Origin of the sequence: Bradyrhizobium sp. (assembly GCF_049586575.1) — a bacterium.
Taxonomy (GTDB): domain Bacteria; phylum Pseudomonadota; class Alphaproteobacteria; order Rhizobiales; family Xanthobacteraceae; genus Bradyrhizobium.
Genome location: NZ_JBAVCF010000193.1, coordinates 1 through 10,560 on the forward strand (window position 1 = coordinate 1; position 10,560 = coordinate 10,560).

Annotated in this window: 6 protein-coding genes and 3 pseudogenes; 4 read left to right on the plus strand and 5 right to left on the minus strand. The window is 60.6% G+C overall.

The window, feature by feature from the left end; translation table 11 throughout:
- Window positions 1–316, minus strand: a pseudogene (locus tag WB528_RS07355) (hypothetical protein); the annotation flags it as partial.
- 167 nt (window positions 317–483) lie between these two features.
- Here WB528_RS07355 and WB528_RS07360 point away from each other — a divergent pair.
- Window positions 484–2,586 (plus strand): S9 family peptidase, encoded by a 2,103-nt coding sequence (locus tag WB528_RS07360; RefSeq protein WP_423887760.1) that lies wholly within the window; start codon window positions 484–486, stop codon window positions 2,584–2,586.
- A 435-nt stretch (window positions 2,587–3,021) separates the two neighbouring features.
- Here the strand turns inward: WB528_RS07360 and WB528_RS07365 are convergent.
- From WB528_RS07365 to WB528_RS07380, 4 genes and pseudogenes are all read right to left on the minus strand, one after another.
- Window positions 3,022–3,258, minus strand: a pseudogene (locus WB528_RS07365) (ribonuclease activity regulator RraA); the annotation flags it as partial.
- Window positions 3,259–3,387: 129 nt separating this feature from the next.
- Entirely contained in the window at window positions 3,388–5,127 is a 1,740-nt protein-coding gene (gene araD, locus WB528_RS07370; RefSeq protein ID WP_423887761.1) for an L-arabinonate dehydratase, read from the minus strand.
- Window positions 5,128–5,270: 143 nt separating this feature from the next.
- Window positions 5,271–5,906 carry a response regulator transcription factor gene (locus WB528_RS07375; RefSeq protein ID WP_423887762.1) on the minus strand — a complete coding sequence of 212 codons (636 nt, stop codon included), beginning with the start codon at window positions 5,904–5,906 and terminating at the stop codon, window positions 5,271–5,273.
- Between the two features lie 298 nt (window positions 5,907–6,204).
- Window positions 6,205–6,464 (minus strand): annotated as a pseudogene (locus WB528_RS07380) (PilZ domain-containing protein).
- A 488-nt stretch (window positions 6,465–6,952) separates the two neighbouring features.
- Between WB528_RS07380 and WB528_RS07385 the strand changes: the two are divergent.
- The 3 genes from WB528_RS07385 to WB528_RS07395 all read left to right on the plus strand — a co-directional run bounded on the left by WB528_RS07385 (window position 6,953) and on the right by WB528_RS07395 (window position 10,445).
- Window positions 6,953–8,113, plus strand: coding sequence for a hypothetical protein (locus WB528_RS07385; protein ID WP_423887763.1), 1,161 nt, complete (start codon window positions 6,953–6,955; stop codon window positions 8,111–8,113).
- 211 nt (window positions 8,114–8,324) lie between these two features.
- Window positions 8,325–9,668 carry an MFS transporter gene (locus WB528_RS07390; RefSeq protein WP_423887764.1) on the plus strand — a complete coding sequence of 448 codons (1,344 nt, stop codon included), beginning with the start codon at window positions 8,325–8,327 and terminating at the stop codon, window positions 9,666–9,668.
- Between the two features lie 204 nt (window positions 9,669–9,872).
- The gene (locus WB528_RS07395; protein ID WP_423887765.1) at window positions 9,873–10,445 is read left to right on the plus strand and encodes a TetR family transcriptional regulator C-terminal domain-containing protein; all 573 of its coding nucleotides are present in this window, start codon (window positions 9,873–9,875) and stop codon (window positions 10,443–10,445) included.
- The last annotated feature ends 115 nt before the right edge of the window (window positions 10,446–10,560 follow it).

Consider the following 10,560-nt stretch of genomic DNA (forward strand, 5'->3'; position numbering starts at 1 on the left):
CCAGGAGGTCGCCGCTGACGCCCACCGTGAGCACGGCAAAGCGCGGTCCTGTGCGCAGACGGCGCGAAATCAGTAGCCAGCCGACGATATAGTTGAATGCAATCGAGCCGAGCAGCAGCGCCACGAATGGCCAGTTGCTGAACGAATAGAAAACCAGCGAGGCCAGCGCCAGCCAGATCACCGGCGCCTGTGCCCCGAGGCGGCTAGTGCCCACTTTCCGAAGCTCGCGATATCTCTCAGCGGCACCAGCCGCGAAATAGCCCACGAGAGCGACCGGCAGGAAGACAAAAATGAAGGGGTAGGAGTTGAAAAGCATCGGTTTTCCCGCAAGAAACCGAGCCTAACCATACAACTCCGTGATCAACAAGGCGGGCCATTCCGGTGCGCGGGTTCTGAGTGGCGCCGGAGCCCTGTCTCTGGCAATCCGCTTTCAGCAACCCGATATCATCCCTGCCCTCCACCGTAGTTGAGAGAACCGAGACAATGGACAAAAAGAGTCCCCTGACGCCGCCGATCGCGCCACGCCGCCCGCATAGCTTCACAACCCATGGCATCACGGTCTCGGACGATTATGCGTGGCTGAAGGACAAGAACTGGCAGGAGGTGCTGCGCGATCCCTCCATTCTGGATGCGGATATCCGCAACTACCTGGAGGCGGAGAACGCCTACACCGACAGCCTGCTGGGCCACACCGCCCCCTTGCAGAAGCGGCTGGTCAAGGAAATGCGCGGGCGCATCAAGGAAGACGATTCCAGCGTCCCTTCTCCCGATGGCGTTTACGCCTACTTGCGCAAGTTCCGCGAAGGAGGTCAGCACGAATTATTTGGACGCACGCCACGCGATGGCGGCGAGGCCGAGATCATCCTCGATGGCGACGAACTCGCCGCGGCCCACGACTATTTCAAGTTCGGCGGCGCACGGCATTCGCCCGATCACCGGCTTCACGCCTGGAGCGCGGACACCAAGGGCTCCGAATATTTTTCGATCCGGATTCGCAATTGGGCGTCGAGGAAGGATTTCGACGACCTGGTCGAGGAGACCGACGGCGCGGTGGTATGGAGCGCCGATTCGAGCGCCTTCTTCTATGTGAAGCTCGACGACAATCACCGGCCGATGCAGGTCTGGCGCCATCGCCTCGGCACCAGGCAGGCCGACGATCTTCTGGTTTATGAAGAAACAGACCCCGGCTGGTTCACCCACATCCATGAAAGCTCAAGCGGCCGCTATTGCGTGATCGCCGGAGGTGACCACGAAACTTCCGAGCAGCGGCTGGTCGACCTGGCCGATGCGCTGGCCAAGCCGCGGCTGGTGGCCGCGCGGCAGGAGGGCGTGCAGTATTCGGTCAACGACCGCGGCGATCAACTGTTCATCCTCACCAATGCCGACGGCGCCATCGACTTCAAGATCGCCACCGCACCGCTGAATTCGCCGGAGCGGGCGAACTGGCGCGATCTGATCCCCTATCGCGAAGGCATCTATGTGCTCGATGTCGAATTGTTCTCCGGCCACATGGTGCGGCTCGAACGCGCCAATGCGCTGCCCGCCATTATCATCCGCGATCTCGCAAATGGCGAGGAGCACGCCATAGCCTTTGACGAAGCCGCCTACTCGCTCGATACCATGGGCTCCTACGAATTCGAGACGACGAATTTGCGCTTCTCTTATTCGTCGATGACGACGCCCAACGAAGTCTACGACTACGACATGATGAAGCGGACGCGCATCTTGCGCAAACGCCAGGAAATCCCGTCCGGTCATAATCCGGCCGACTACGTCACGACCCGCATCATGGCGAAATCGCATGACGGCGCCGAGGTGCCGGTCTCTATCCTCCACCGCCGCGATCTCGCACGCGACGGCGGCGCGCCACTTTTGCTGTACGGCTATGGCTCCTACGGCATGGCTATGCCGGCGTCGTTCTCCGCCAACCGGCTGTCGCTGGTCGACCGCGGCTTCGTCTATGCCATCGCCCATATCCGGGGCGGCGCCGACAAGGGGTGGGGCTGGTACCTCGACGGCAAGCGCGCGAACAAGACCAACAGCTTTGACGATTTCGCCGCCTGTGCGCGCACGCTGATCGCGGAAAAATATACGGGCACGAAACGTATTGTCGGCCATGGCGGCAGCGCGGGCGGCATGCTGATGGGCGCGGTGGCCAACCGCGCCGGCGAACTGTTCGCAGGCATTGTGGCCGAAGTGCCGTTTGTCGATGTTCTCAACACCATGCTCGACGACACGCTGCCGCTGACGCCGCCGGAATGGCCGGAATGGGGCAACCCGATCGAGAGCGAGACCGATTTCAAGACGATCCTGTCCTATTCGCCTTACGACAATGTCGCCGCGAAGGACTATCCGGCGATCCTGGCGATGGGCGGCCTCACCGACCCTCGCGTCACCTATTGGGAGCCGGCGAAGTGGATCGCGCGGCTGCGCGCGACCATGACCGGCGGTGGTCCTGTATTGTTGCGCACCAATATGGGTGCGGGCCACGGCGGCGCTTCCGGCCGATTCAACCGGCTCGACGAAGTGGCGATCGCCTACGCCTTCGCGCTATGGGCCGTGGGACTCGCGGAGAAGGAAGGCTGAGAGCGGCGTCCGCTTTGCCTTGAACGAATGACTTAAAAAACCAGTTCAAATGCAGGTCGGCTTTGGGGCGATACCGGAAGTCTGCTGTGCCTGCATCGCGGCTTTCGACCTTGCAAAACTTTGCGCATTTACTAAAGTCCGCTAAGATTGTTGGCGGACAGTATTGCAACGTATGAATGACCTTGCCCTTTTAATGATTGCGTTGGCAGCGATTGTCGCCGGGATTGCTGCGTGGCTTGGCAGTCTGCTTGGCGAGAAGCTTTTCGGCCCAAGCAAAGCGCGTAGCATCATTGCGACTATCTTCGGAGTTGGTTCAATCCCGCTTACGAACGGTACGCTCGTCCCAATCCTCCAACAAATAGCAGGGCCTTACGAAGCGATCACGGTCATGAAGCGATCTCCGGTCTTCGACGTAATCTTCAAATATCACCCAGATGCCTTGCGCTGCGGATGGGCGCGATCGCAAAACGCCTCGATCTTGTTTGGGTCCTCCCGCGCCGGCATGTAGCGCAGCGTAAAGGCCTCGCCCACGAGCACCGGCTGGCCGCTGCTTAAGGGGTGCGCATCCTGAATCATCTGGACGCGAAAACCACGCTTGAACAATGCGGTCGCCACCGTCGCTGTCGAGACGGTTTTGAGTTTGTTGCGGGTGGCGTCGGAGAGTTTTGACATGACCTGCTCACTCTTCTCGTTCGTCATTCCGGGATGCGCCGCTCGGCGCAGGCCCGGAATCCATACGCCTGATCGTGGTTACGGATTCCGGGCTCGCGACTGCGTCGCGCGCCGGAATGACGGTTTCAACTAAAAAATCGAGGGCTCGCCGACCGGCTTGCCAAACGCGGTTTCAAGAAAGTCGAAATCGCAGCCTTCATTGGCCTGCTTGATGTGTTTCGTGAACATCCAGCCATAGCCGCGTTCGAACCGCGTCTCCGGCTGTTTCCATTCGGCGCGGCGCTTCTTCAGGTCGGCCTCGGAAACGTCGAGATTGATGGTGCGTGCGGCGACATCGAGCGCGATCTTGTCGCCGTTCCTCACCAGGGCGAGCGGGCCACCGATATAGGATTCCGGCGAGACGTGCAGGATGCAGGCGCCATAGCTGGTGCCGCTCATGCGCGCATCCGACAGCCGCACCATGTCGCGCACGCCCTGCTTCACGAGCTTGGTCGGGATCGGCAGCATGCCCCACTCCGGCATGCCCGGCCCGCCTTGCGGGCCGGCGTTGCGCAGAATCAGGACGTGATCGGCTGACACATCGAGATCGGGATCGTCGATCGCCTTCTTCATCGAAGGATAATCGTCGAACACCAAAGCGGTCCCGGTGTGCTTGAGGAAGCGCGGCTCGCACGCGGAAGGTTTTATAACGCATCCGTCGGGCGCGAGGTTGCCCTTGAGCACGGCGAGCGCGCCCTCCGCATAGATCGGATTTTCAACGGTGCGGATCACGTCGTCATTATAGACTTCGGCGCGCGCGATGTTTTCACCCAGCGTCTGGCCTGTGACGGTTAGGGCATCGAGATGCAGATGCGGCTTGATCCGGCTCATCAGGCCGGGCAGTCCGCCCGCATAATAGAAATCCTCCATCAGGTATTTGTCGCCGCTCGGACGTACGTTCGCGATCACAGGCACCTTGCGGCTCGCCTTCTCGAAATCGTCCAGACCGATGTCCTGCCCGGCGCGGCGCGCCTGCGCGATCAGATGGATGATCGCATTGGTGGAGCAGCCCATCGCCATCGCGACTGTAATCGCGTTCTCGAACGCTTTGCGCGTCTGGATCTTCCTTGGCGTCAAATCTTCCCAGACCATCTCGACGATACGCCGTCCGCACTCCGACGCCATGCGGATGTGGCCCGCGTCAGCCGCGGGAATCGACGACGCGCCGGGCAGCGTCATGCCGATCGATTCGGCAATCGCCGTCATGGTCGATGCGGTGCCCATGGTCATGCAGGTGCCGTAGCTGCGGGCGATGCCGGCCTCGACGTCGACCCAGTCCTTATCGGAGATCTTGCCGGCGCGCCGCTCGTCCCAATATTTCCAGGCATCCGATCCCGAACCCAGCGTCTTGCCTTTCCAGTTGCCGCGCAGCATCGGGCCGGCCGGCAAATAGATCGCCGGGATGTTCATGCTGGTGGCCCCTAACAGGAGCGCCGGCGTGGTCTTGTCGCAGCCGCCCATCAGCACCACGCCGTCGACGGGGTGACCGCGCAGCAATTCCTCCGCATCCATCGCCAGTAGATTGCGATAGAGCATGGTGGTCGGCTTCAGGAAAGATTCCGACAACGACAGCGCCGGCAGTTCCATCGGAAAGCCGCCCGCCATCAGAATGCCCCGCTTGACGTCATCCACCCTGCTTTTGAAATGCATGTGGCAGGGCTGGGCGTCCGACCAGGTGTTGAGGATCGCGATCACCGGCCGGCCCTTCCATTCCTCCGGCGCATAGCCCATCTGCATGGCGCGCGAACGATGGCCAAAGGCTCTGAGGTCGTCGGGCGCAAACCAGCGCGCGCTGCGGAGATTATCTGGATTTTTCTTGTTTTCGCTCATGGTGACACCTCGTGACCCTTGATCGAGTCATGTCACAGGCGATCCATGGCGAGCAAGGCCCGCTTGTCTCGAAGCAGCGATTTTCGCGGCAACCTGCTGCTCGCCAACCAAGCCCCAAAGCCGCAGCGGCGGACCGGAGTTCGTCAGGACGCGCGGGAAGCGGTCATCACGATGCGGACAAGGTCGGCGGCATTTCTCGCGCCAAGCTTCTTCATGATGTTCGCGCGATGGTCTTCGATGGTGCGGGGACTGATTCCCAAGTGCCGTCCGGCCTCCTTGTTGGAAGCACCGGCGGTGAACTGCTCCAGCACCTCACGCTCGCGCCGGGTCAGCGGCTCACGGCCGGGAAAATGCGCTGAGCCGACGTTAGAGGCGGAACGATCGGCCTGGCGGCGCGCATAGGCTTCGATCGCGTCGTTGAGCCGCGCGACAATTTCGTCGCCACGAAACGGCTTCTCGATGAAATCCAGTGCGCCATGCTTGATCGCGCTGACGGCCATGGCGATATCGCCCTGCCCGGAGATAATGAAGATCGGCGCCGGATAGTCCTCGCCGCGCAATTCCTTCAGGATATCCAGACCGGATTTGCCCGGAATATGCACATCCAGAAGAATGCAGGCGGGAGTGCGATTTCGCGTGACCGACAGCAACGCGGCGCCGTCGGCGAAACAGATGACTTGATAGCCACCGGCCGACAAGACAATAGAAAGAGTTTCGCGGACAGCAGGATCGTCATCGACGACGAATATCTCACCGCGAGAGGATGACTTTTCGGTCATGTGACATCGTCCCTTGTAGCGCAAAAAACGACGCGGACTCACGAAGGTTGCGACGCAGATCGCAAATCGTTCTTATCCGTATTTCTACGGGACCCGAACTTAGCGCACAAGTAGCAAGATGAATCTGTCTAACGCGAATGGGCGCGGTTTTTCGAAATTGGCGCGTTCCACGCTCATGCCTCTCTCCCGCGCGGTCTCAACTGCTTCGCAGCCGATACAATTGCGCTGCGGCATGGCAATCAGGCCATGCTGAGACGAACCGATGAATTTCAGGTGGAACTCACATTCGCCGCGCTCTTCAGGAACTGATGTCCATGTCGGCGCCGTTGACCCGGAGGAGTTCGCAACGCGATAGGCGAGACCGTTTGACGACGGGAGCAGAAAAAACTCCCTGAGATTGAGACCCTGGATGGAACCTTCCACCGTCCGCCGCAGGGCGCCGGTATCCGCGACGGCCTGGAGCAGGCGGTCGCGGCGCCAGGTTCCGTCGATGACCATGATGCAAACATCACGGCCACGGCCGAACGTCACGCGATCCAACACCTTCTTATCTTCTATTGTCGGACGCCAGCTATCGGATCGAAGCGAGAAACGTGATCGAAGTGCAGTGGGAGCGCGACCATCTGCGCAGAAATCGAGCGTCTCGCTTTTTGCTACCGTCAGTGGCCCGCGCGCGAACTTCCCATCAGCGCCCGCGTAAATACGGGAAGAGGACCCGACTGTCGCGGGCTCCGGACAGCGGTCATTCCCGCAACTCCGATCCGGCCAATGAGACACCGGCGCATCGGCTCAGAGGGTTAAATTTTCGCTAATCACTGGGGCGCGAAGAAAGGGGCAGAGAAAATGTCGCACTTTGAGCGACATGACGCCAATTGGGCGACCGCATGGGGCTGCTGACAGGAATGTGAACCGGTAGCTTTGCAGAAAGAGGCACTGCCTTACCGGTTTTTTTACGACTTAATTTACGGCGCCCTGCTTTGATCTTTCCAGGCTCGCGCCTGCCCTGAGCTGCGAGGCCTTGCTTTGCCCAATCGCGACCTTTTGCAATGATTCAGACCCGCCTCAAAGAGTTCTTGCAGCTGTTGACGCCGCCGACGCGCAGCAATCTGCTGGACGAACTCGAGCGATTGGAGCTCTCCGGCGCCGAACTGCCCGGTGTGGGCCAGGTCATGGAAACGCTGCGCGCCGAGTTTCGCACCAACGGCCAGACCCAGAAGCGCAACAGTACCCCTGCGCGCCACTTCTTCGCGCCATTGGAGCCCTTGCTGGTCGAAGGCGCCCTGCAGCAGGCCGCGACGGGCGCAATCCAGCGCGGGTCATTGTCGCCGATCTGGGAATGGATCAGCCGCGATCTGCTGCCGACCATGGCGCGGGACTACATCAAGAATCTCACGGAGCTGATTGCGGCGGACAAGCAGCGGGACGCCCGCCAGGCAGCCTCGACCTTTCAGACCAAGGTCGTGAAAAGCATGGAAAACATGCTGAACTCGCCGGACGGCGCCGACCAGATTCGCGCCAAGCTTTCGGCCTACACCGCCTCGCCCACGGTCTTCGACGACCTTGTCCAGATGTTCAGTGCGCTTCGCGCTCGCGAGGAGCTCGCCAAATTGAACGAGGCGCTGCCGGCCAGACTTGCCCGCTTCGAAGACGCCGAAGTCGCCAAAATCACGCCCCTGCTGGCTGCCTTCGCAAAGACTCATCCAGAGCAACTGCCTTTCGCGCTGTCGCTGGTAGCTGGGCGGCTCAAGACCCATTGGCACTTGATCCGCGTCGCCACCAAGGCCGCGGCCACCAAAAATGCCGCCGACGTCGCCGCCACACCCTATGCAGCCGCAGTCACGATGGTGCTGGACCGTCTGGAAGACAAACGCCGGCTGCTGCGGATCGCGCTCAAACACGAACGCATCCTCGTCGCCAAGGAAATTCTGGTCGACGTCTACGATACCGAATATGCGCTCGGGGTCCGCATCGATCAGCTTGCGGAATCGGCTTGGGGACAAAGGCTCAACGCGGTGATGGCATCGATCACCGAACTCGTGGAAAGCGAGATCAGCCGTTTTCCCGACAATGTCGGCCACGTGCTGGGATCGCGCAGCCTGCGCAGCCACAACTCCCTCTCCGGTCGCCTGACCTATTGGGCATGGAAGGGACGCGACGCCATCAACGATGGCGCCGCCATGTGCAAGAAGATGGTCGGCGTCGCCTGAATGGCTCGCGCCGGTGACGGCGGCTCGCCGGAGCGCAGCGAGACTTCCTACCCGGGCAGACGTTTAGCCATCCGCCGAAAGTCTAGTGGACGATCATTCGGCGAGAGGGAACCGTTGTGCCGCCCGGGCGTTCCCTGCACGGCGCCCGCAGACGACCCTCGCTTCCGACGTTTTGCATGTTGAGCCGCCCGCGGGCTTGCGGAGGTTCCCCATGTCAGCGCTCAATGCAAACGTTGTCCCCCTCGGCCACACCCTCACCCCCGACCAACATCAGACCCAGCTCCGGCGCGCGGTGATCGCCTCGACCATCGGCACCGCAATCGAGTGGTACGATTTCTTCCTCTACTCGACCGTGACGGGTCTCGTTTTCGCAAAACTGTTTTTCCCGCACTCCGATCCCTGGGTTGGCACGCTTGAAGCTTTCGCCATCTATGCGGTCGGCTTTGTCGCCCGGCCGGTGGGCGCTGCGATTTTTGGTCACTTCGGCGATCGCATCGGCCGCAAATCGACGCTGATCGCGACGTTGCTGTTGATGGGCCTTGCCACCTTCGCCGTCGCGCTGGTGCCGACCTATGAAAGCATCGGGCTGTGGGGCGCGGTGCTTTTGACTGTCCTGCGGTTCATCCAGGGTGTCGGCGTCGGCGGCGAATGGGGCGGGTCGGTGCTGATGTCGATGGAATGGGCGCGGACCGACAATTCACGCGGCCTGGTCGCGTCCTGGCCGCAATTCGGTGTCCCCTGCGGACTGTTTCTTGCCAATCTTGCGGTGCTCGCTTTCAGCCAAATGTCCGGCGAACAATTCCTGTCCTGGGGCTGGCGGGTCCCCTTTGCGCTCAGCATCGTGCTGGTCGGCGTCGGCCTCTACATCCGTCTTGGCATCCTGGAGACACCTGTCTTCGCCAAGCTGCTCGCCGAGCGAAAGGTCGAGCGCGCGCCGATGCTCGCCGTTATCAAGGAGCATCCGAAGGAGATCCTGCTTTCGGCGTTCGCACGAATGGCCGAACAGGCGCCGTTCTACATCTTCACCGCGTTCGTCTTCTCCTACGGCATCGGCACGTTGCACGTCTCCCGCAACTTCCTGCTCACCGCCGTGCTGACCGCCTCCGTGGTGTCGTTCGTTTCTATTCCGTTATTTGGCCACGTCTCCGACCGCATTGGCCGCAAGAACATGTATTTGATCGGCGCGGTGGTGACCGGGATATTCGGCTTTATCTATTTCGCGATGCTCAACACCGGCTCGGAACCGATCATCTATCTCGCGATCGTTCTCTCGTTGGTCCCGCATGACATGATGTACGGGCCGCAAGCCGCGTTGATCGCCGAGAGCTTCACCGGGCGGCTGCGCTACAGCGGCTCGTCGCTCGGCTATCAGCTCGCCTCCATCATCGCCGGTGGTCCGGCGCCACTGATCGCGGCATGGCTGTTCGCCACCTACCATTCGGCGACCGCCATCGCGATTTACGTCGCAGCCTGCGCCGTCATTACGATCATCGCCACCGCGCTCATGACGGACTATACGGGCAAGGACATTTCGGCCGAATATCAATCACGGTGACTCAGACAGCGGGCGGCCGGGGCGACCTTTGAATGCCTTTGAGGTCCAGCGAGAGGTATTTTAGTAGTTTATTGACCGAATTCCAATCTGACTGGTCATATTTCGCGCGATTGACGTTGAATTAAGTCGTTTAGTCGCATATTTGTCATGCTCTGCAGAGGATTTCTCATCCTTCGCGCCCAGAAATTCCCTCGGGAGGCTTCCATGGCCAGACCCAGCCTGCGCGAAAAGCTCGCCAGCAGCGCGGTGGATACGCTGCACACCTTTGGTTTCAAGGGTTGTTCGATCCAGGATATCACCGAAGCGGCCGGTGTTCCCAAGGGCTCGTTCTTTAATCACTTTGAAAACAAGGAAGATCTCGCGATCGACTCGCTGCGGCGATATCTCGAAGGCGTTCGCAAGGACATGCTGTTCGACGAGAGTGTTCCGCCGCTTCAGCGCCTCAAAAACCATTTTAATTACTTGGCCGAGCGCCTCATTTCGCTCGGTTACGGCCGCGGCTGCATGATGTCCGTTTTCGCGGCCGAGATGAGCGCCGATTATCCGAAGATGCGCGAGGAGTTGCGTTCGACCTTCGAGAACTGGTGCGACGGCGTCACATCCGTGCTGCGCGAAGCACAGGCCAAAGGCGAGGTCGATCCCCGCCACGATCCGGTGCAACTGGCGCGCTTCCTGGTCAATGCCTGGCAGGGCGCCACGATCCGGCTCAAGATCACGCAGAGCTGCGAGCCGATCGACGACTTCCTGAACGTCGCCTTCAAGGCGCTGTTAAAGTGAACGTGATCGTAATCCCGTTGACATTCTAAGCTGACCGGTCATATTGAACACATTGCGTATCTGTAATGGAGGCCGGTGTTAATACGCTCGGATTTCAAGCTGACCAGTCACCTTG

What these genes read in the sequence shown, in the direction of transcription:
- WB528_RS07375 (WP_423887762.1), bottom strand. Translation starts at nt 5,906, where the DNA reads ATGACCGAAAAGTCATCCTCTCGCGGTGAGATATTCGTCGTCGATGAC.
- WB528_RS07360 (WP_423887760.1), top strand. Translation starts at nt 484, where the DNA reads ATGGACAAAAAGAGTCCCCTGACGCCGCCGATCGCGCCACGCCGCCCG.
- WB528_RS07395 (WP_423887765.1), top strand. Translation starts at nt 9,873, where the DNA reads ATGGCCAGACCCAGCCTGCGCGAAAAGCTCGCCAGCAGCGCGGTGGAT.
- WB528_RS07390 (WP_423887764.1), top strand. Translation starts at nt 8,325, where the DNA reads ATGTCAGCGCTCAATGCAAACGTTGTCCCCCTCGGCCACACCCTCACC.
- araD (WP_423887761.1), bottom strand. Translation starts at nt 5,127, where the DNA reads ATGAGCGAAAACAAGAAAAATCCAGATAATCTCCGCAGCGCGCGCTGG.
- WB528_RS07385 (WP_423887763.1), top strand. Translation starts at nt 6,953, where the DNA reads ATGATTCAGACCCGCCTCAAAGAGTTCTTGCAGCTGTTGACGCCGCCG.